The sequence below is a fragment of the Sphingosinicella sp. genome, assembly GCF_052387495.1.
In the GTDB taxonomy this organism is placed as follows: Bacteria; Pseudomonadota; Alphaproteobacteria; order Sphingomonadales; family Sphingomonadaceae; genus Allosphingosinicella.
Genome location: NZ_JBQTJC010000264.1, coordinates 1 through 20,283 on the forward strand (window position 1 = coordinate 1; position 20,283 = coordinate 20,283).

At 69.9% G+C, this 20,283-nt stretch carries 17 protein-coding genes; 8 read left to right on the forward strand and 9 right to left on the reverse strand.

Features of this window, described 5'->3' with window-relative positions:
* Positions 1-295: 295 nt before the first annotated feature.
* From ACT4N8_RS14405 to hemC, 3 genes are read right to left on the reverse strand one after another with little or no spacing between them, the layout of a single operon-like run.
* On the reverse strand, positions 296-1,213 hold the full coding sequence (locus ACT4N8_RS14405) for a hypothetical protein (protein WP_444858806.1): 918 nt from the start codon (positions 1,211-1,213) through the stop codon (positions 296-298).
* Complete coding sequence (locus tag ACT4N8_RS14410) at positions 1,210-1,887, reverse strand: uroporphyrinogen-III synthase (RefSeq protein WP_444858807.1); 678 nt, start codon at positions 1,885-1,887, stop codon at positions 1,210-1,212. The genes ACT4N8_RS14405 and ACT4N8_RS14410 overlap by 4 nt, the downstream gene beginning before the upstream one ends.
* Positions 1,884-2,777 carry a hydroxymethylbilane synthase gene (hemC, locus tag ACT4N8_RS14415; protein WP_444858808.1) on the reverse strand — a complete coding sequence of 298 codons (894 nt, stop codon included), beginning with the start codon at positions 2,775-2,777 and terminating at the stop codon, positions 1,884-1,886. Before hemC ends, ACT4N8_RS14410 begins: the two co-directional genes overlap by 4 nt.
* Positions 2,778-2,822: 45 nt before the next feature.
* Between hemC and tsaD the strand changes: the two genes are divergently transcribed.
* Complete coding sequence (gene tsaD, locus ACT4N8_RS14420) at positions 2,823-3,857, forward strand: tRNA (adenosine(37)-N6)-threonylcarbamoyltransferase complex transferase subunit TsaD (protein WP_444858809.1); 1,035 nt, start codon at positions 2,823-2,825, stop codon at positions 3,855-3,857.
* Positions 3,854-4,843: an NAD(P)H-dependent glycerol-3-phosphate dehydrogenase gene (locus ACT4N8_RS14425; protein WP_444858810.1), complete on the forward strand. Its 990-nt coding sequence runs from the start codon at positions 3,854-3,856 to the stop codon at positions 4,841-4,843. Before tsaD ends, ACT4N8_RS14425 begins: the two co-directional genes overlap by 4 nt.
* Positions 4,844-4,851: 8 nt before the next feature.
* On the opposite strand, the gene ACT4N8_RS14430 is transcribed toward ACT4N8_RS14425, so the two are convergent.
* Positions 4,852-5,019 (reverse strand): DUF1674 domain-containing protein, encoded by a 168-nt coding sequence (locus ACT4N8_RS14430; protein ID WP_444858811.1) that lies wholly within the window; start codon positions 5,017-5,019, stop codon positions 4,852-4,854.
* Positions 5,020-5,088: 69 nt separating this feature from the next.
* On the opposite strand from ACT4N8_RS14430, the gene htpX reads away from it, so the two are divergent.
* From htpX to ACT4N8_RS14450, 4 genes are all read left to right on the forward strand, one after another.
* A complete protein-coding gene (gene htpX, locus ACT4N8_RS14435; RefSeq protein ID WP_444858812.1) occupies positions 5,089-6,009 on the forward strand; it encodes a zinc metalloprotease HtpX in 921 nt (306 codons plus the stop codon).
* Positions 6,006-7,223, forward strand: coding sequence for an RsmB/NOP family class I SAM-dependent RNA methyltransferase (locus ACT4N8_RS14440; RefSeq protein WP_444858836.1), 1,218 nt, complete (start codon positions 6,006-6,008; stop codon positions 7,221-7,223). The genes htpX and ACT4N8_RS14440 overlap by 4 nt, the downstream gene beginning before the upstream one ends.
* Before the next feature lie 74 nt (positions 7,224-7,297).
* Positions 7,298-7,957 carry a ribulose-phosphate 3-epimerase gene (gene rpe / locus ACT4N8_RS14445; protein ID WP_444858813.1) on the forward strand — a complete coding sequence of 220 codons (660 nt, stop codon included), beginning with the start codon at positions 7,298-7,300 and terminating at the stop codon, positions 7,955-7,957.
* Positions 7,954-9,699 (forward strand): heparinase II/III family protein, encoded by a 1,746-nt coding sequence (locus ACT4N8_RS14450; RefSeq protein WP_444858814.1) that lies wholly within the window; start codon positions 7,954-7,956, stop codon positions 9,697-9,699. The genes rpe and ACT4N8_RS14450 overlap by 4 nt, the downstream gene beginning before the upstream one ends.
* Here the strand turns inward: ACT4N8_RS14450 and ACT4N8_RS14455 are convergent.
* The gene (locus tag ACT4N8_RS14455; protein WP_444858815.1) at positions 9,696-10,124 is read right to left on the reverse strand and encodes a cupin domain-containing protein; all 429 of its coding nucleotides are present in this window, start codon (positions 10,122-10,124) and stop codon (positions 9,696-9,698) included. The two genes, ACT4N8_RS14450 and ACT4N8_RS14455, sit on opposite strands and share 4 nt — an antisense overlap.
* 108 nt (positions 10,125-10,232) lie before the next feature.
* On the opposite strand from ACT4N8_RS14455, the gene purH reads away from it, so the two are divergent.
* Positions 10,233-11,822 carry a bifunctional phosphoribosylaminoimidazolecarboxamide formyltransferase/IMP cyclohydrolase gene (gene purH / locus ACT4N8_RS14460; RefSeq protein WP_444858816.1) on the forward strand — a complete coding sequence of 530 codons (1,590 nt, stop codon included), beginning with the start codon at positions 10,233-10,235 and terminating at the stop codon, positions 11,820-11,822.
* Between the two features lie 6 nt (positions 11,823-11,828).
* On the opposite strand, the gene ACT4N8_RS14465 is transcribed toward purH, so the two are convergent.
* Both ACT4N8_RS14465 and polA read right to left on the reverse strand, forming a co-directional pair.
* Entirely contained in the window at positions 11,829-13,379 is a 1,551-nt protein-coding gene (locus tag ACT4N8_RS14465) for a lipopolysaccharide biosynthesis protein (RefSeq protein ID WP_444858817.1), read from the reverse strand.
* A complete protein-coding gene (gene polA, locus ACT4N8_RS14470) occupies positions 13,376-16,141 on the reverse strand; it encodes a DNA polymerase I (protein WP_444858818.1) in 2,766 nt (921 codons plus the stop codon). Before polA ends, ACT4N8_RS14465 begins: the two co-directional genes overlap by 4 nt.
* An 89-nt stretch (positions 16,142-16,230) precedes the next feature.
* On the opposite strand from polA, the gene ACT4N8_RS14475 reads away from it, so the two are divergent.
* Entirely contained in the window at positions 16,231-17,073 is an 843-nt protein-coding gene (locus tag ACT4N8_RS14475; protein ID WP_444858819.1) for an alpha/beta fold hydrolase, read from the forward strand.
* A gap of 444 nt (positions 17,074-17,517) precedes the next feature.
* Here the strand turns inward: ACT4N8_RS14475 and nadB are convergent, their stop codons facing one another.
* Together nadB and ACT4N8_RS14485 are read right to left on the reverse strand one after the other, a co-directional pair.
* Positions 17,518-19,107: an L-aspartate oxidase gene (gene nadB, locus ACT4N8_RS14480; protein ID WP_444858820.1), complete on the reverse strand. Its 1,590-nt coding sequence runs from the start codon at positions 19,105-19,107 to the stop codon at positions 17,518-17,520.
* Entirely contained in the window at positions 19,100-20,029 is a 930-nt protein-coding gene (locus ACT4N8_RS14485) for an ABC transporter ATP-binding protein (RefSeq protein WP_444858837.1), read from the reverse strand. Before ACT4N8_RS14485 ends, nadB begins: the two co-directional genes overlap by 8 nt.
* Between the last annotated feature and the right edge of the window lie 254 nt (positions 20,030-20,283).

The following is a 20,283-nucleotide window of genomic DNA, read 5'->3' on the forward strand; positions in this document are numbered from 1 at the left end:
CGCGCAAGCTCGAAAGCCAGCTGCGTTCGCTGAAGACGGAGCGCTGCGTCGCGGTTCGTCATGATTCCGCGGGGGTCGACACGGGCGAAGGCGAGCCGGGGGTGGTCTAGCGCGTCCGCGGCTGCTCCCGGCGCGCCGACGCGATCGACCGCTTCGGTCATGTCGCCGCGGTCGTCCACGGCCACGCTCATCGCGGCCGCTTTCGTGGCGCCACCCCGCGCGGAACGCCGGTCTATAATTGCGCGCAGATGGTGGTCGAAGCGACGGAGGGCCGCCTTTACGCGCTGATCGAAATCTAGCGGTTGGAGGTCGCGGCCTGAGGCTGCGGCTGGACGCCCTCCGGCTGCGGCGTGGGCGCCGTGCGTGGCTCGAGCAGGGCCGCCGTCTCGATCGTGTCGAGCGCGCGCCGCGCGCCGACATAGCGGCGGGCGGCCTCGATCCATTCCTGCGCATGCTCGCGGCCAGGCATCCGCAGCACCTCGGCCAGCGCGACATCGACCTGTCCGGCCTCGAGCCGGCGGGTGGCGCGACGGAGCCGCTCGGCAGGCTCGGGCGAAGGCGTGCCCTGCCGGCGGACCGTGATCAGGCTGCCCAGCTCGGCGCGGAGCGCGCCCCACCAGCTTTGCTGCGGCGGCGCGCCGACCAGCTGCGGCCCGGCCTGCTGAAGCCCGTCCTGCAATTCCTGCAGCGTCACCGGATTGCGCGCCGCGGAGATGATCATCCCCACCGCCTGCGGCTGGTTCTCGCCGAAACGCTGGCGGAGCAACGCCTCGAGGAAGCCCAGGGCGACGCCGCGGTCGAGCGCGCGCCGCGCGGCGAAGGCGACGAGCAGCCCCTCGGCCCGGTCGGCATTGCCAACCGCGGCACGGGCCTCGGTGCCGACTTGCCCGAGCCGTTGCTCGAGCGTGGAGACGCGCCGGGCGAGATCGGGGTCGATGACAATCTGTTCGGGCGCCTTGGGCGCATTCTGCGTCGGGACCGGAGGTCGCGGCTGCGGCGCAGGCTGGACGACGATGGGTGCGCGCACGGGCACCTGCGCGACCGGCTCGGGAGCGACGCCGAGCGCGCGGGCGGCTCCCTCCCACTGGGTCAGAGTCCAGCCCATCGCGACCAGGCCGAGCAGGAAGAACGCGCCCGGAAGCACCAGCCAGGGCCAGAGCCGCCGTGTCGGCGCCGTCGTCGGCAGGGGTCCCGGATCGCGTTCGCCGTTCATCGGGCTCCAGTCTGGCACAGCTTGGCGGCAAGCTCCAGCAAGGCTTCGTCGCGCGGCCGCGGCGCCACGACCAGCGTCCGCCAGCCCTCGCCAGCCGCCCGTGCCGTCCGCGCGCTGATCGCGACGATCGCGACGCGCGAGCGGTCGCCGGCGAGGCTGGCGAAATGCCGGGCGGCGCGGGGCGAATGGAGCAAGGCGACGGCATCGCCGTCCAGCCCCGCGGCCGCCGCCGGAAGCTCCGCGACGGCTTCCGCCTTGTAGACCGGGATTCGGCGGATGCGGATCTCCGCCGGCTCGAACGAGACATGATCGGCGCCGCACAGGTGGAGCGCCTCCGCGACGCCGTCGGCCTCCATCGCCATCAGCAGCGCGACGCCGTCCTCCGGCCCGACCCTGACGTCGGTGAAGCCCGCCGCCCGCGCGGCATCCGCGGTCGCCTCGCCCACCGCGTAACAGGTGAGGCCGAGCAGCGGAGCGAGTCCCTTGCCGCCATGGCGCGCCGCGTTGGCGCTAGTCAGCATCACCGCGTCGACGTCGCTGGCGTCGGGCGCTTGCCAGGGCAGGGGCCGGATGGTGAAAAGCGGCGCCACTACCGGATCGAGGCCCAGCGCCCGCGCCCGCTGGGCGGTCTCGTCCGCCCCCGGCTGCGGGCGGAGAATCAGCAGCTTGCTCATCGCCCGAACGCCGCCCGAAGCGCCGCGCTGGCTTTGGCGAGCAGGATCCGCGCGACGTCCGCGGGCAGGGCGCAATCCTCGCCGAACAGCTGCATCTCGTGACGCTGCACCTCGCGCCCGTCGGCGGAGAGGATTTCCGCCTTGAGCCTCATCTCGTCGCCGTCGCTCGTGGCGCGTGCCGCGACGGCCGAATGGCAATCGCCGCCGAGCTTGAAGAGGAAGTCCCGCTCCGCGTTCACGCAGGCATGGGTAAGGCGGTGGTCGATCTCGCTAAGGAGCGCGCGCAGTTCCGCGTTTTCGGCCCGGACTTCGACGCCGATCGCGCCTTGAGCGGGAGCGGAGAGGAGATCGAGCGGAATGCCCGCGTCGATCCCCAGCCGGTCGAGACCGGCCGCGGCGAGCAAGGTGGCGTTGAATTCGCCGCTCGCCACCTTGGCGAGCCGGGTCTGGACGTTGCCGCGTATGGGGACGCAGTCGAGGTCCGGCCGCCGCGCGAGCAACTGCGCGGTGCGGCGCGGCGACGAGGTGCCGACCCGCGCGCCCTTCGGCAGCGCCTCGAGGCTCGCCGCGCCGATCAGCCGGTCGCGCGTGTCCGCCCGAGGAAGCATCGCCGCGATCGCGAAGGCCCCGGGCCGGATCGTCTCGACATCCTTCATCGAATGGACGGAGAGGTCGGTGCGGCCCTCCAGCAGGCTCCGATCCAGCTCCTTGGTCCACAGCGCCTTGCCGCCGACCTCGGCGAGCGGCCGATCCTGGATCACGTCGCCGGTCGTGGTGATCGGGACGATCTCGGTCACGACACCAATACCCGCGAGCGCGTCCGCGACCATGCGCGCCTGGACGAGGGCGAGCGGCGAGCCGCGGGTGCCGATGCGAAGGGGGCGGGCCATGGCGCGCTTGTGCTAAACGGCTTCGGAGTGGCAGGGAAGGCCGCGATGAGCCTCATCCTCGGCATCGAATCGAGCTGCGACGAAACCGCCGCCGCCCTGGTCGCGTCGGACCGCCGCATCCTCGCCCACCGGCTCGCCGGGCAGGAGGCCGCGCATCGGCCTTACGGCGGGGTCGTGCCTGAGATCGCCGCCCGCGCCCATGTCGAGATCCTGCCCCGATTGGTCGAGGAAGTGCTCGAGGAGGCGAACATCCGCCTTGCCGGGGTCGACGCGATCGCGGCCACCGCCGGTCCGGGGCTGATCGGCGGGGTGATGGTGGGGCTGCTCACCGCCAAGGGGCTGGCGCTGGCCGCCGGCAAGCCGCTGGTCGCGGTCAACCATCTCGAGGCGCACGCGCTTTCGCCGATGCTGAGCGAGCCCGACCTTCAATTTCCCTATCTGCTGCTGCTCGTCTCGGGTGGCCATTGCCAATTGCTCTTCGTCGAGGGGGTCGGCGCCTATCGCCGGCTGGCGACGACGATCGATGACGCCGCCGGCGAGGCGTTCGACAAGACCGCGAAATTGCTCGGCCTGGGCTATCCCGGCGGCCCCGCCGTCGAGCGCGCGGCACTTGATGGCGATCCCGCGGCCGTGCCTTTGCCGCGCCCACTGGTCGGCAGCGCCGAGCCCCATTTCTCCTTCGCCGGCCTCAAGAGCGCCGCGCTGCGCGCCCACGAATCGGGGCGCTACGCCGATGCCGACATCGCCGCCTCGTTCCAGCAGGCGGTGGTCGATTGCCTCGTCGACCGCACCGCCCGGGCGATCGCCGCCGCGCCGGGCGCCACCGCGCTGGTCGTCGCCGGGGGAGTCGCCGCCAATCAGGCGATTCGCGGCGCGCTCACCTCTCTCGCCGCCTCCCACGATTTGCCCTTCGTCGCGCCGCCGCTCTGGCTATGCACCGACAATGCCGCAATGATCGCCTGGGCCGGCGCGCTTCGCTTCGAACGCGGCCTCGTCGACGGCCTCGACGCGCCCGCCCGGGCGCGCTGGCCGCTCGATCCGGACGCGGAGAAGGCGCGCGGCGCCGGGGTGAAGGCATGAGCGAGGGTACGTTTGGAGTCGTCGGCGCCGGCGCGTGGGGCACCGCCTTGGCGCAGATGCTGGCCGCCGACGGAAGCGAGGTGCGGCTCTGGGCACGCGAAGTTGAAATCGTGGAGGCTGTCAATGACCGCCACGAAAACCCCTTGTTCCTGTCGGGCGTGTCCCTGTCGCCGCGAATTCGCGCCACATCCGATTTGACCTGGGTAGCGGAAGCCGGGCCGATCCTCGTCGTCACCCCGGCGCAGCACATGCGGGCCGTTCTTCGGAATCTGAGCCAGCATGCCCAGACTCTGATCCTTTGTTCAAAAGGAATCGAGGCGGACAGCCACAAGCTGATGCACGAGGTCGCTCGCGAGGAACATCCAGGTTCTGTGATCGCAGTCCTTTCGGGGCCGACCTTTGCGCACGAGGTTGCGGCGGGACTGCCGACCGCCCTGACACTCGCGTGCGGAGACCTTGAGCTCGCCCGCACGCTTGCTAAGTTCGTCGCACGACCGGGCTTCCGCCCCTACGCGTCCGACGACGTCGCTGGCGCGGAGGTCGGCGGCGCGGTCAAGAACGTGCTCGCCATCGCTTGCGGCGTCGTCGAGGGGAAGGGGCTCGGCCTCAACGCCCGCGCGGCGCTGATCTCGCGCGGCTTCGCCGAGATGACCCGCTTCGGCCTCGCCAAGGGGGCGCGGCCCGAAACACTCGCCGGTCTCGCCGGTCTCGGCGATCTCGTCCTCACCTGCTCCTCGACGGAATCGCGCAATTTCAGCCTCGGCAAGGGGATCGGCGAGGGCGCCCGCGCCGCCGATCTGCTTGCCGACCGCCGCACCGTCGCCGAGGGGGCCTTCACCGCGCCGGTCCTCAAGCGCGCCGCCGACCAACTCGGCGTCGACATGCCGATCGTCGCCGCGGTCAACGCCTTGCTGTCGGAGGATGCTTCGGTGGACGAGGTGGTCGGCGACCTCCTGGCCCGGCCGCTCCGCCGCGAGGGCGTCTGACTCCGCCGTCAGAAGTCCCAGCAAATCCCCTTATTCTCCCAGTCGCCATAGCGGGTCGGCTCGCGCCCCTTGGGCCCGCCATGCTCTTCCGCAACCGGGGCGGCCTCGGGCGCCGGCACGGGCGGGCTCTTGCTGAGGTAATCAGGCGCTTTCAGGTGCGGCGGGCGCTCGGCCATATGTCGGATTCCGTTTGAATTCGGCCTCTCGTCCACCCACATTTCGGGGACGAAAGGCTGAATGGCAAGATGAACGCGTTCCGCACCATGCTGCTCCTGTCCGCGCTCACCGCCCTGTTCATGGGGCTGGGCTACACGCTCGGCGGCTCGGGCGGGGCGATTATCGCCTTGGTGGTCGCCGCCGGCATGAACCTCTTCACCTACTGGAATGCCGACAAGATCGTGCTGCGCATGCACAATGCGCGCGAGGTCGATGCGGCCTCCGCGCCGCTGCTCCACGGTCTGGTCCGCGAGCTGGCGATGCGCGGCGGGCTGCCGATGCCGAGAGTCTATCTGATCGATTCGCAGCATCCCAACGCCTTCGCCACGGGCCGCAATCCCGCGAATGCGGCGGTCGCCGCGACCACCGGGCTGCTGCGCATCCTCGATCGCGACGAGGTCGCCGCGGTGATGGCGCACGAGCTGGCCCACGTGAAGAATCGCGACACGCTCGTCATGACGATGACCGCGACCATCGCCGGCGCGATCTCGATGCTCGCCAATTTCGGGCTGTTCTTCCGCAGCGGCAACGGCAACCAGAACATCGTCGCCCTCCTGCTCGCGGTGATCGTCGCGCCGTTCGCGGCCATGCTCGTCCAGCTCGCGATCAGCCGGACCCGCGAATATGGCGCGGACCGGGGCGGCGCCGAGATTCACGGCAATCCGCGCGCGCTTGCCTCCGCCCTCGCCAAGCTTTCCGACGCGGCAGGTCGCATCCCCAATCCGGTCGCCGAGCGTAACCCCGCCGCCGCCGCGCTCTATGTCGTCCCGGGCCTCAGCCGGCGCGGCGACAGCATGTTCTCGACCCACCCGGCGACCGAGAACCGGATCGCCGCGCTTGAGGCGATGGCGGGCGAGCTCGGCCTCCATTCGCCGCCGCCGCTCGCCGACGAGGCGCGCGAGCGCACTGTCCGCCTCTCCGCGCTCGACCCGCTTGGGCGGCGCGACTGAGCCCTCCCGATCCTCCCGGCGCGGCCACGCGCCGCGCCGCGCTCGGCCTGCTCGACGCGGTGCTGCGCAAGGGGCTGCCGCTCGAAGCGGCGCTCGGCACCGCGACGCGCGGGCTGGACAAGCCCGAAGACCGCGCGCTCGCCCACGCCATCGCCGCCGAGGCGCTCCGCCGCCTGCCCGATCTCGATGCCCTCATCGACCGCGCCACGAAGAAGCGATTGCCCGACGACGCCAAGGCGCGCTTCGCGTTGCGCATCGCCCTCGTCCAGGCGCTCAGGCTCGGCACCCCGCCCCATGCCGCAATCTCGACCGCGCTGCCCTTGGTCGCCGGCGGCCCGCGCCGCCTCGTCCACGGCGTGTTCGGCACGGTGCTGCGGTCCGGCTGGACGTTGCCCGAGGTGCCGACGCTGCCCCCGCCGGTCGCCGAACGCTGGCGCACGGCCTGGGGCGACGGAATCGTCGAGGCCGCCGCGCGCCAGCTCGCGGTCCCGCCCCCGATAGATCTCACGCTGAGGGACAAGGACGTGGTTCCTCCGATCGACGGGGTCAGCCTGATGCCGGGCCATTTGCGCGTGCCCGCCGGCACGTCGGTCGCCGGCCTGCCGGGCTATGCCGAGGGGCAATTCTGGGTGCAGGACATTTCGGCGGCAACGCCAGCGCGCCTGCTCGAGCGGGGAGAGGGTCGCGTCGTGCTCGATCTCTGCGCCGCGCCGGGGGGCAAGACGATGCAGCTCGCTGCCGCCGGCTGGCGGGTGACGGCGGTCGATATCTCCCAAAGTCGCCTGGCGCGACTTTCGGAGAATCTCGCGCGCACCGGCCTTGCGGCCGATCTGGTAACGGCTGACGTCATGGTGTGGCAGCCGCCGGAGCCGGTCGATGCGATCCTGCTCGACGCGCCCGGCTCGGCGACCGGCATCTACCGCCGCCATCCCGACGTGCTGCACCGGGTCCGGCCCAAGGCGATCGCCGAGCTAGCTGAAGCGCAGCAAGCGATGCTGCTGCGCGCCGCCGACTGGCTGAAGCCGGGCGGCGCGCTCGTCTATTCGGTCTGCTCGCTCGAGCCGGAGGAGGGCGAGGCCGTCGCCGACGCCTTCCTCGCGGTACGGCCCGACTTCGCGTTGGAGGAAGCGCGGCGCATCCTGCCCGACGAGCTTGAGGCGGAGGGCGGCGCCGACAGCTTCTATCTCGCCCGCTTTCGCCGCGCTCGGACGTGAAAATCGCTCAAATCCGGGGATAAGTGTTTCCCCTTCCTTGCTCCGCGACTCGCGCGGGTGCTAGCTTCGCTGCCGTGCAGCAGCCGGTCCGCATCGCGCCCTCGATCCTCTCCGCCGATTTCGCCCGGCTGGGCGAGGAGGTCCGCGCGGTCGACGAGGCGGGCGCCGACTGGATCCATGTCGATGTGATGGACGGCCACTTCGTCCCCAACCTCACCATCGGGCCCGCAGTGGTGAAGGCGCTCCGCCCGCACACGAAAAAGCCGTTCGACGTCCATTTGATGATCTCGCCTGTCGATCCCTTCCTCGCCGCCTTCGCTGAGGCGGGCGCGGACACGATCACCGTCCATCCCGAGGCGGGGCCGCATCTCCACCGCACGGTCCAGGCGATCAAGGCGCTGGGCAAGCGCGCCGGCGTGTCGTTGAACCCCTCCACCCCGGCCAAGGCGCTCGATTATGTGCTGGAGGAGGTCGATCTCGTCCTGGTGATGAGCGTCAATCCCGGCTTCGGCGGGCAGAGCTTCATCGCGAGCCAGCTCAAGAAGGTCGAGGCGATCCGCAAGAAGATCGACGCGCTGGGCTTGTCCGTGGACCTCGAAGTGGACGGCGGCATCGACCAATCGAACTGCCGCCGCGTGATCGACGCGGGCGCCGACGCGCTGGTCGCGGGCACCGCCACCTTCAGGGGCGGCCCCTCCGCTTATGCCGACAATATCCGGGCCCTGAGAGGATGAGCCTGCTGGAGCGGGTCGAGACCGAGACCGGCGAGGCCGAAATCGAGACCGGCAAGCGCCTGATCCGGATCGGCGACGATCGCGGCCTCTCCTTGTTCGAGCGGCTCAATTACCGGCTTCACCGGCTCGCCTGGAAGACGCCGCTGCACAAGCTGCGCCTGCGCGGCAAGGTGCCCCTGCGTCTGCTCGCCGTGCCCAAGGACCCGATCGCCGGCGACAAGGCGGCGGGCGAGGCCCTGCTCGCCGGCTATTTCCTCCACAACGGCACCGAAGTGCCGCTCGACGGCTTCGATTTCGCCACGCTCGGCCTCCCCGCCGATTTCAGCGACTATCTGCAGAGCTTCGCCTGGCTGAGAGATCTGTCCGCCGCCGCGACCCGCGAGCGCGGCGCGAAGGTGGCGGAGGGCATCATGCGCCGCTGGATCGGCGCCTTCGGCGAGCAGGTCAGCGAGCCCGCCTGGCGCGCGGACCTCTGGGGCCGCCGTATCCTCTTCTGGACGGCCTACGCGCCCTACATCCTCTCCAGCCGCGACCCGGTCTACCGCTCCTCGGTGCTCTACGCGCTCGCCCGCGGCGCCCGCCATCTCGAGCGCGGCGCCGACAAGGTCGTGCCCGGCCTGCCCCGCATCGCGGCCTGGGCCGGGGTGATCGCCGCCGCTCTGGTCGTTCAGGGCGGCCCGGCCCGGCTGAACTCGGGCGAGGCCGGCCTGGAACGGGCCCTCGCCGTCTCCCTGCACGACGATGGCGGGCTGGTCAGCCGTGCCCCTTGGCAGCAGCTCGCTCTGGTCGAGATCCTCGGGCAGCTCCGCGCCGTCTATATCGCCGGCCGCCGCGAGGTGCCCGAATGGCTGGCCGAGGCGCTCGCCGGCGCGGTCGGCGCCTTGCTCGCCGTGACCCTCGGCGACGATGCCCTGTCGAGCTGGCAGGGCGGCAACATGGCGTCGCGGCGCCGGGTCGAGGCGGCGGTCGAAGGTTCGGGCGTCACCGCCCGCGCGCTCCGCCAGCCGCGCGGCTGGGGCTATCAGCGGCTCCAGGCCAAGGCGAGCGTGCTCGTCTTCGACGCCGCCCCACCCCCGCCGCCGCGCGCGCTCTCGGGCGGCTGCGCCTCCTCCCTGGCCTTCGAGCTTAGCGACGGCCCGGCGCGGCTCGTCGTCAATTGCGGCGGCGCCGGCGAGGCCAAGGGGGCGCTTCCCGCGGGCCTAGCCCACGCGTTGCGCACCACCGCCGCTCATTCGACCCTGACCCTCGGCGACCGCAACTCGACCGCGATCCACGAGGACGGCTCCCTCGGCAAGGGAGTCGGCGAGGTCGAGATGTCGCGCGACGAGACAGGCGTGCTGCGGGTCGAGGCGAGCCATGACGGCTATGTCCGCCGCTACGGCCTGGTCCACGAGCGCCGGCTCAATCTCTCCACCGACGGCCGCCAGCTCGGCGGCGAGGACCGGCTCTATCCCGGCCCGGGCCGCAGGCGTCGGCGCACCGAGGCGATTCCGTTCGCGATCCGCTTCCACCTCGCCCCGGCGGTCGAGGTCACCACCACCGCCGACGGCCAGGGCGCGCTCCTTCGCGTGCGCGGCGGCGCGGTCTGGCGGTTCCGCTGCCGCGGCGGCCGGCTCGAGGTCGAGGACAGCCTCTGGGTGAACGGCATGGCCCGCCCCGAGCCGACCCTGTTGCTCGCGATCAGCGGCGAGACCCCGCCCGACGGGATGACCATCTCCTGGGAGCTGATCCGGGCGAGCTAGGGCCGGACGATGTTGGTCTGCCCCGGCGGGACATGGTCGATAACGACGATTCGCACGGGCTCCGGGCCGATCACCCGGCCTTCATGCCATTGGTCGATCGCCTCGATCAGCGCCTCGCCCGGGCCGACCTCCCGCACCAGGCCCGCCGCCTCGTAGCTGACGCGGAGCCGCCCGCGCTCGACATAGGCGTAGCGCGGCCAGGGATGCTTGTGCCTCGGCAGGATGCCGCCCGCCGGCAGCTCGGTGATCGAGATCACGACCTCGACGGGCTCCGGCAGGCGAACGGGCTGGCCCGTCACCGTCGTCGACGTTCGGGCGAGCACCGTCATGGTCGCCGCCGGCGCTGGCGGCTCCTGTCCGGCTGAAGCAGCGCCGCCTGCCAAGGCCGGCAGCAAGGAAAGCGCCGTCCAGATCCGTATCTTCATGGCCTCAGCCCCCTTTGTTCGTGAAGGTCCGCTTGTAACGGCAGGTTGCGGGTTGAAAAATCCCGTCGGACGCGCTCAGGACGGGCGCATCTCGAAGAGGGAAGATTCGTGACCGACGTGAAGATCCGCCGGGCCCTGCTGTCCGTTTCCGACAAGACCGGGCTGGCCGAATTGGGCGGCGCGCTGGCGCGGCACGGCGTCGAGCTGGTTTCGACCGGCGGCACCGCGAAAGCGCTGCGCGATGCCGGCCTCGAAGTGCGCGACATTTCCGACCTCACCGATTTTCCCGAAATGATGGACGGGCGGGTCAAGACGCTCCACCCCAAGGTCCATGGCGGCCTGCTCGCCGTCCGCGACGATCCCGCCCATGCCGAGGCAATGGAAGCGCACGGGATCAGCGCTATCGATCTCGTCGTCGTCAATCTCTATCCCTTCGCCCAGACCGTGGCGAAAGGTGCCGGCCGCGACGAGATCATCGAGAATATCGACATCGGCGGCCCATCGATGGTGCGTTCGGCGGCGAAGAACCACGTCTATGTCGCGATCGTCACCGATCCCGCCGATTATGGCGAGCTCGTCGAGGCGCTCGACGCGAGCGGCGGCATGACGTCGCTGGACTTGCGCAAGCGCCTCGCCGCCAAGGCCTTCGCCGCCACCGCGACCTATGACGCGATGATCGCAAGCTGGTTCGCCTTCGCCGACCAGGGCGAGCGCTTCCCCGAGACGCTGCCGCTGATCCTCAAGCGCGGCGCCGAGCTGCGCTACGGCGAGAATCCGCACCAGAACGCCGCTTTCTATACCCATGCAGGACCCGCCGCGCGCGGCATCGGCCAAGCCGAGCAGGTCCAGGGCAAGTTATTGAGCTACAACAATTATAACGACGCGGACGCGGCGCTGGAGCTGGTCTCCGAGTTCCGCGACTCAGGCCCGACCTGCGTCATCGTCAAGCACGCCAACCCCTGCGGCGTCGCCAGCGCGGCGAGCTTGAGCGAGGCCTATGAAGCCGCCTTCGCTTGCGACAGCGTCTCCGCCTTCGGCGGCATCGTAGCCCTCAACCAGAAGCTCAACCGCGAGACTGCCGAGGCGATCGCCGCGATCTTCACCGAGGTCGTCGTCGCCCCCGACGCCGACGATGACGCGAAGGCGGTATTCGCGGCGAAGAAGAATCTCCGCCTGTTGCTTTGCGGCGACCTGCCCGATCCCGCCCGGCCCGGGCTCGCCGCGAAGTCGATCATGGGCGGCTGGCTGGTCCAGTCGCGCGACAATGGCGGTATCGGCGCCGACGACCTCAAGGTCGTGACGAAGCGCGCGCCGACTGCACAGGAGCTGGCCGACTGCCGCTTCGCCTGGACCGTCGCCAAGCACGTCAAGTCGAACGCGATCGTCTACGCGAAGGACGGCGCCACCGCCGGCATCGGCGCCGGCCAGATGAACCGGCTCGAATCCGCCCGAATCGCCGCCTGGAAGGCGAAGGACGCCGCCGAGAAAGCGGGCTGGGCCGAGCCGCGCACGATCGGCTCCGCGGTCGCCTCGGACGCCTTCTTCCCCTTCGCCGACGGACTGCTCGCCGCCGCCGAGGCGGGCGCCACGGCGGTGATCCAGCCCGGCGGCTCGATCCGCGATGACGAGGTGATCGCCGCCGCCGACGAAGCGGGTTTGGCGATGGTCTTCACCGGCATGCGCCACTTCCGCCACTAGGCGCGGTCAGGGAGCGGCGGTGCCCGGTGGCGGCATCTCCGGCTCCTCGTCCTTCTTGAGCCGGAACAGCTCGCGGTCCTCATGGGTGAAGCCGCGCCGCCAGATCACATAGCCGAACGTGCCGAGGATGAGCGGGATACCGAACACGAGCTCACTCCATTCGAACCGCCGCGGCAGCGCCGTGAAGGCGAAGCCGACCAGGATCGCCGCCGCCGTCGCCCAGAGCAGGGACCAGCGCCAGCCCTGCACCGGCGCGCCGAGCAGGCGGGAGAGCAGAATCGCCTTCATCACGGAGGCGATGCCGAGCGCCAGCATCAGCGCCGCCGCCGCTCCCGCCGCCTGGAAGGCCTGGCGCGTATTCTCGTCCTCCGGCCAGCGGGCGAGGTCGAAGCCCAGGATGATCGCCACGGTCAGAGTGCCCTGCACCGCCAGCATGAACAGGGAGATGAGCAGGTTGCGGTGCCGCGCGATGTAGACGAGCGCGGCCTCGGAGACCGCCGCCGTCGCGGCAACCGCCTCGGCGGCGAGCAGGAAGGCGAGCGCGGCGGTGCCGCCGACGAAGGCGCCGCCCGGGCCGACCAGCCCCATCACCGCCTCGCCCGGAATGCCGAGCGCGAGCGCGATCCCGGTTTGCGCGGCGATGATCCAGAAGCCGACCTGCCGCACCTGCCGCGCCACCGCCGCCTTGTCGTCCTCGGCCAGCTTCTGGGTGATCACCGGCGCGAGGATCGGATCGAAGCTGGTCTTCAATTTCTGCGGCAGTGAGGCGACCTGCTGCGCGACATAATAGACGCCGACCCAATAAGGCGCGACGAACAGGCCGAGGATGGCGATGTCGAGCCGGCGCGAGCCCCATTCGATCGCATCGGCGGCGGCGAGCGGGACATTGCGCCGCGCCACCCGCATCAGCTCGGCCGGGTTGGGCCGCCAGCCGCGCGGCAGCCCGTAGCTGCGCCCGAGCCGCCAATAGGCGGTGGCGAGCCCGGCCGCGATCGAGTTGACGTAGGCGATGATCAGCCCGTCGCGCGACGACAGCCAGATCATCGCGAAGGCGGCGAGGCTGATCGTCCAGGGCTCGACGATCGCGCGGACGTGGACGGTCGAGGCGACGTCGTGGCGGTAGGCCAATGCCGCCAGCGCCACGTCGGCCCCGGCGATGCCAAAGATGACCAAAGGCAGCAGCCATTCGGCGCCGCGAATGTCGCCGGAGGGGAACATTGCCTGCGGGAAGGCCATCAAGGCGAGGCTCGCGATCGCCGAGGCGATGAAGGCGGCGAGCAGCCCGTCCCAGACGACGCAGACGTGGGGCTTGTCGGTGGTCGCGAGCTGCTGGGCGAGGCCGCGCTTCAGCCCCATCGTCGCGAGCTGGGCGGCGAGCTCGATGACGATGATCGCATAAGCGAAGCGCCCGAGCAGGTCCGGCCCGTAATAGTGGCCGGCGATGAACAGGAAGGGGAGACGCGCCGCCAGCCGGAGTACGAAGCCGAGGAAGTTGGTCCGCCCGCCCTTCGCCAGCGCGGCGATGTCGTCTTGAGGCACGGCCGCGGCCTCGCTCAATGCGCGGCGCCCCAGTTCGGCCCGGTGCCGATCTCGACGCCGAGCGGTACGGAGAGCCTTATCGCCGGTTCGGCGGCGCGCTCCATCACCCGGCGGACGACCGCGCCGGCCACCTCGGCCTCGCCTTCGGGAACCTCGAAGACCAATTCGTCGTGGACCTGCATCAGCATCCGTGCGCCGGCGAGGCCCTCGGCGGCGAGCGCCGGGCCGATCCGCGCCATCGCCCGCTTGATGATGTCGGCGGCGGTGCCCTGGATCGGGGCGTTGATCGCGGCGCGCTCGGCGCCCTGCCGCTCGTGCTGGACGTTCGATTTGATCCGCGGGAAATGGGTCTTGCGGCCGAACAGGGTGGTGGTGAATCCGGTTTCTCGGGCACGGGTCAGGGTCTCGCCGATATAGGCGCGGATGCCGGGGAAGCGCTCGAAATAGCGGTCGATCATCGCTTGCGCCTCGTCCGCCTCGATCTCCAGCCGCTGCGCCAGCCCCCAGCGCGAGATGCCGTAGAGGATCGCGAAGTTGATCGTCTTGGCCCGCGCCCGCGTGTCGCGGTCGACGCTGCCGAACAGCTCCTCGGCGGTGCGATTGTGGATGTCCTCGCCGTTCGCGAACGCCTCCTTGAGCGTCGGCACGTCGCACATATGGGCGGCGAGGCGGAGCTCGATCTGGCTGTAGTCGGCCGACATCATCACGTGGCCCGGCTCGGCGACGAAGGCGTCGCGGATGCGGCGGCCGATCTCGGTGCGGATCGGGATGTTCATGAGATTGGGATCGGTCGAGGCGAGCCGGCCGGTCTGCGCACCGGAGAGCGAGTAGGAGGTGTGGACGCGCCCCGTCTCGCGGTTGATCTGCTCCTGCAGCGCGTCGGTGTATGTGCTCTTGAGCTTGGTCAGCTGCCGCCAGTCGAGCACCAGCCGCGCGATCGGCACGCCCTCGCGGCCCAGCCGCTCCAGCTCGGTGACGTCGGTCGACCAGGTGCCGGACTTGCCCTTGCGCCCGCCCGACAGGCCCATCTTGTTGAACAATACGTCGCCGAGCTGCTGGGGCGAGCCGATCGTGAACTTGCACCCCGCTTCGCCGCAAATCCGCTCCTCCAGCTCGGCGATCTGGGCGTTGAACTCGCTCGACAGGCCCCTCAGCACCTCGCGGTCGACCTTGACCCCGTCGCGCTCCATCTGCCCGACCACCGCGACCATCGGCCGGTCGACCAGCTCGTAGACCCGCGTCACGCGCTCGAACGGGAGGCGGTTCCTGAATCGCAACCAGAGCCGCAGCGCGACGTCGGCATCCTCGGCGGCATATTCGGTGGCTTTATCGACCGGTACCTTGTCGAACGTGATCTGCTTCAGGCCCGTCCCGCAGAGCGATTTGTACGGGATACACTCATGGTCGAGATGCTTCTTGGCGAGGTCGTCGAGGCTGTGCGAATTGAGCCCGCCCGCATCGAGGTTGAAGCTCATCACGAGCGTGTCGTCATAGGGCGCGACCCGGATCCCGCGCCGCTCCAGCACCACCCAGTCGAACTTGAGATTGTGGCCGATCTTGAGGATCGCCGGGTCCTCGAGCAACGGCTTCAGCCGCTCCAGCGCCAGCGCGGCGGGCAACTGATCGGGCCGCTCGGCGAACATGTCGCCGCCGCCATGTTCGAGGGGAATGTAGCAGGCCTTGTTGCAGTCTGTGGCGAGGCTGATCCCCACCAGCCGCGCCGAGACGCAGTCGCGTCCGTCGGTCTCGGTGTCGAACGCGACCAGCCCCTTGTCGCGCGCCGCCGCGATCCACGCGTCGAGCGCCGCCTCGCTCGTCACCGTCTCGTAGAGCGAGCGGTCGATCCTGGGCTCGGGCCGCACCTCGGCCTGGCGCGCGGCCTGCGCCGCCGGGGCGGGCGCCGCCGCCTGCCCCTGCGCGCCGAGCCGCGCGAGCAGCGAGCGGAAGCCGTGATGGTCGAGGAACTCGCGCAAGGGCTCCTCGGGAATCCCCTTCATCGCCAGCTCTTCCAGCGGCTCGGGCAGCGGCGAATCGCAGATCAGCTCGACCAGCCGGCGTGACAGCCGCGCCATTTCGGCATGCTCGATCAGGTTCGCCTTGAGCTTGGGCTTGGTGATCTCCTCGACATGGGCGAGCACATTCTCGACCGTGCCATATTGCTGGATCAGCAGGCTCGCCGTCTTCGGCCCCACGCCGGGGACGCCGGGGACATTGTCGACGCTGTCGCCCATCAGCGCCAGCACCTCGCCGACCTGCTCGGGCGGCACCCCGAACTTCTCGATCACCTCCTCGCGGCCGATCCGCCGGTCGTTCATCGTGTCGAGCATGTCGACGCCGGGCTCGATCAGCTGCATCAGATCCTTGTCGGAACTGACGATCGTCGTCTGCCAGCCCGCCGCCAGCGCCGCCTTGACGTAGCAGGCGATGATGTCGTCCGCCTCCAGCCCGTCCTCCTCGATGCAGGGGATGGAGAAGGCGCGGGTGGCGTCGCGGATCAGGGGAAATTGCGGGATCAGCTCGGGCGGCGCCGGCGGCCGGTTCGCCTTGTACTGGTCGTACATCTGGTTGCGGAACGTGCTCTCCGAGGCGTCGAGGATCACCGCGAGATGGGTCGGCCCGTCCGCCTTGTTCAGCGAATCCGCCAACTTCCAGAGCATCGTCGTGTAACCGTAGACCGCGCCGACATTGAGCCCGTGCTTGTTGGTCAGCGGCGGCAACCGGTGAAAGGCGCGGAAGATGTAGGACGAGCCGTCGACGAGATAGAGGTGCGGGGCGGGCATGAAGGGGGTCTAACGGAAGGCGAGGGCGCTGCAAACCGCCGGGAAAGTGGTAAGGCGCCGTTCAAACATCTGCTTGTAGCTATGTGGCCATGAACCGGCGGCATTTCATCCTTTCAGGGTTGGCGCTCGGCCTGACCGCGCTGTCCGGCGCGGCGCTCGCGCAGCCGCGCTTCGCGCCGACGCGCTTTTCCGTCCAGGTGGTCGGGCAAGGGCCGGACGTGATCCTGATCCCGGGCCTCACCGCGGGGAGCGAGGTGTGGGCATCCACCGTCGCGGCGCTGCCCGGCTATCGCTTTCACCTCATCCATGTCGCGGGCTTCGGCGGCGCCCCGGCGCGCGGCAATGCGCGCGGGGCCGTGGTGTCGCCGCTTGCCGACGAGGTCGCGCGCTACATCGAATCGCGCGGGCTCCGCCGCCCCGCCATCGTCGGCCATTCGATGGGCGGCACGCTCGGCATGATCATCGCCCTGCGCCGGCCGGAGCTGGTCGGGCGGCTGATGGTGGTGGACATGCTGCCCCAGCCCGCCGGCCTGTTCGGCGGCAGCGCCGCCGGCTGGTCGCCGCTCGCCCGAGCGCTCGGCGGGATGATGGAAACGGAGGGCGGCCGCAGCCTCTTCGCCGGGCTGATGGGCGCGTTCAGCCCGCCCAATGCCGGCCACCACCGCTCGGACGCCTCGGTCGTCGGCCGTGCGATGCGGGAATTGATCGCGACCGACCTCACGCCGCACCTCGCCCGCATCCGCGCCCCGTTGACCGTGGTCTACGCCTCCATCGACCCCCGCGCCCGCGCCGCGATGGACCGCCAGTTCGCCACCGCCTACGCCACTGCGCGAGGCGCCCGCCTGATCCGCATCGACGACAGCGGCCACATGGTGATGCAGGACCAGCCGGGACGGTTCAGGGCGGCGTTGCGGGGATTCCTTGCTCGTTAAACTCGCCTGCGAACTGCAAGACTGAGAGCTGGCAAATTCACTAAGGCGCACGAACCCCGTAAACGCCCCAAATTTCAGTTATGCGTCCTTGAGAGGCGCGCCACCGGACCGACCAGATAGTTTCAAACACGAGCCCGCTGGTGAAGGTCGCGTCCTCCACCCCGTCATGAGATGGATGCCTGCGAAACCCTTGGCTTTCCAACTCACGCGCGACAACCTGTTCTGGCGTACCAATCGGAAATCGACGCTTAATCCGCTGGTCGAATACCCGCTGACCATCTTCATATTTGGCTGGAAGGTCCCTCCCCAGGTCGGGAGATGAATCGCCGCAAGAACTCACTAGAAGAAGGAATAGTATCGCGATGAGTCGCATGTGCTTAAGTTAGCTGCTCTCGAATTCTGCGCAACGGTCAGGAAAGAGACGAGGCCGCGCTTGCGGGGTTCCTAAGGCGCCAGCACCGTGTCGACCGCTTTCGCCACCGTTCTCGGATAATCCAGCGTGTAGTGAAGCCCCCGGCTCTCCCGCCGCTTGAGGGCGGAGGCGACGATGAGCTCGGCGCTTTGGAGGAGGTTGCGAAGCTCGACCAGGTCCGGGGTGACCCGGAAATGGCCGTAATAATCCTCGACCTCCTCGGTCAGCAGCTTGATCCGGTGCTGCGCGCGCTCGAGCCGTTTGGTGGTGCGCACGATCCCGACATAGTTCCACATGAAGCGGCGGATCTCGGTCCAGTTCTGCTTGATCACCACCTCCTCGTCGGAATCGGTGACCCGGCTCTCGTCCCAGGCGCGGATCGGCGGCGGGGCGGGGAGATCGTCCCAATGCTGCGCGATATGCCGCGCCGCCGCCTCGCCGAAGACGAAGCATTCGAGCAAGCTGTTGGAGGCGAGCCGGTTGGCGCCGTGCAGGCCCGACTGGCTGACCTCGCCGACCGCGTAGAGGCCGGGCAGATCGGTGCGCCCGTCGAGATCGACCACGACGCCGCCGCAGGTATAATGCTGCGCCGGGACGACCGGGATCGGCTCGCGGGTGATGTCGATGCCCAGCTCCAGCAGCCGCGCATGGATGTTGGGGAAATGGCCTTTCACGAACTCGGGCTCGCGGTGGCTGATGTCGAGGTGGACGCAGTCGAGGCCGTCGCGCTTGATCTCGGCATCGATCGCGCGGGCGACGACGTCGCGCGGCGCCAGCTCGGCGCGCTCGTCATAGTCCGGCATGAAGCGATGGCCCGTCTCGGGGTGCTTGAGCCGGCCGCCCTCGCCGCGCACCGCCTCGGTGATCAGGAAGTTCTTGACCTCCAGATTGTAGAGGCAGGTCGGGTGGAACTGCATGAACTCCATGTTGGAGACGCGGGCGCCGGCCCGCCACGCCATCGCGATGCCGTCGCCGGTCGCACCCCTGGGCGCGGTCGAGAAGAGATAGACCCGGCCCGCGCCGCCGCTGGCGAGGATCGTCGCGCGCGCGGTGAAGGTTTCGACCCGGCCGCTCGTCCGGTTGAGCGCGTAGACGCCCCAGACATGGCCGTCGCCGGAGTAACGCTGGGCGTTGCGCCCGGTGACAAGATCGATCGCCACCATGTCGGGGACGAGGGTGATGTTGGGATTGCCTGCCGCGGCCTGCTCCAGCGCGGTCTGGACGGCGCGTCCGGTGGCGTCGTCGACATGGACGATGCGGCGGTGGCTGTGGCCGCCCTCGCGGGTCAGGTGCCAGGCGTCGCCGCCGTCGGCGGTGTTGAAGGGGACGCCCAGGGCCGCCAGCCGCTCGATCGCCGCCGGCGCGTTCTCGACGACGAACTCGACCGTGGCGCGCTTGTTGAGCCCGGCGCCGGCGATCATCGTGTCCTCGATATGGCTGTCGAACGTGTCGCCGTCCTCGAGCACCGCGGCGATCCCGCCCTGCGCCCAGCCGGTCGCGCCCTCATTCAGCGCCCCCTTGGCGAGCACCGCCACCCTGAAGCGCTGGGCCAGGTTGAGCGCCGCCGTCAGCCCGGCCGCCCCCGAGCCGATGACGATGACGTCGAAGGCCTGGCTAGCCATCCGTGCCCGTGGCGCGGGTGAGATTGAGGAAGACATCCTCGAGGTCCGGCTCGCGGGTCGAGACGTCGACGATGCCGTAGCCGTCGCGCTGGACCGCGGCGAGCACCTCGCCGGCATTGGCCTCGTCCTTGCGGTAGGTGATCACTAGGGTGCGCTCGCCGCTCAGCTCGACCTTGTGGAAGCACATGTTCGTCGGTGCCGCCGGAATGTCGCGGTCGACCGTCACCTCGACCACTTTTTCCTGCGCCATATCGACGAGGGTCCGGGTCGGCTGGTTGGCGATCAGCCGGCCGTGGTTGATTATCGCGATCCGGTCACAAAGCTGCTCGGCCTCCTCCAGATAATGGGTGGTGAGCACGATCGTGACGCCCTGCGCGTGGAGCGAGCGAACATAGTCCCAGAGCTGCTGGCGAAGCTCGACGTCGACGCCCGCCGTGGGCTCGTCGAGGACGAGGATCGGCGGGCTATGGACCATCGCCTTGGCGACGAGCAGCCGCCTTTTCATGCCCCCGGAGAGTGTCCGGGCATAAGCATCCTTCTTGTCCTCCAGCCGGACCGCGCGGAGCAATTCCATCGAACGGCGCTCCGCCTTGGGTATCCCGTAGAGCCCGGCGAACAGCTCCAGCGTCTCGAACGGGGTGAAGAAGGGGTCGAACAGGATCTCCTGCGGCACCACGCCGATCGAGCGCTTGGCGTTGCGCGGGTGCCGGTCGATGTCGAAGCCCCAGATCGCGGCGCTGCCGCCGCTCTTCGTCACGAGGCCGGCGAGAATGTTGATCAGGGTCGATTTGCCCGCCCCGTTCGGCCCCAGCAGCCCGAAAATCCCGCCGCGCGGCACGTCGAGCGTGATCCCGTCCAGCGCGCGCTTGCCGCCCGCATAGGTCTTCTGGAGATTGTCGATCGCGATCGCCGCTTCGGCCATGAACCAGCGCATAGCCGCTCGCCCGCCCCCCGCAAAGCGTGCCGGCCTCAATCTCGTTAACCCCGTTCGTGAGCGCTTCGTTAAGCTTGCGAGCCGAGAGCGGGGCCGTGATGGCGACCTCGGCCCAAATTCGCCGCGTCTCGCGCCGGGCGGCCCTGTTCCTCTCCGGCGTGCTGGCTGCGCTGCTGGCGCTGCTCCTTTCGAACGGGGCGGCGGCGATCTAGCAGATTGCCGCATGTCCGGCGCGTTGCTAG